Source organism: Streptomyces sp. SID1328, assembly GCF_009865595.1.
Lineage (GTDB): Bacteria > Actinomycetota > Actinomycetes > Streptomycetales > Streptomycetaceae > Streptomyces > Streptomyces griseoluteus.
Genome location: NZ_WWKH01000601.1, coordinates 1 through 430 on the forward strand (window position 1 = coordinate 1; position 430 = coordinate 430).

Here is a 430-nt window from a genome sequence, read left to right on the forward strand (position 1 = left end):
GGGCGCTCCGCTGCCGCCGGGGGCGAGCGCCGTACTGCGCCGCGAGCACGGCGAGGTGGAGCGGTCCACGAGCCTGCTCCACCTCGCCGCCCCCGGCCCCCTCCCCGAGGGCCACGACGTGCGCCCGCGCGGGCAGGAGTGCGCGAGCGGTGAGCCGCTGCTCCCGGCGGGGACCAGTGTCACCCCGGCCGTGCTGGGCCTGGCGGCGGCGAGCGGCTACGACCGGCTGGTGGTGCACCGGCGCCCCAGCGTGGAGCTGTTCGTCCTGGGCGACGAGCTGCTGGACGCCGGGGTGCCGCGCGGCGGCCGGGTCCGCGACGCGCTCGGCCCGCTGCTGCCGTCCTGGCTGCGCGGTCTCGGCGCCGAGGTGATCGGCCGGCACCGGGTGGCGGACCGGCTGGCGGAGCTGCGCGAGGCCGTGGCCCACTCC

At 80.2% G+C, this 430-nt stretch carries 1 protein-coding gene; it reads left to right on the forward strand.

The genetic code is table 11. From position 1 onward, the window contains the following. Nucleotides 1-430: molybdopterin-binding protein (locus tag GT030_RS19170; RefSeq protein WP_346009684.1), on the forward strand; the 430-nt coding region annotated here is incomplete at both ends.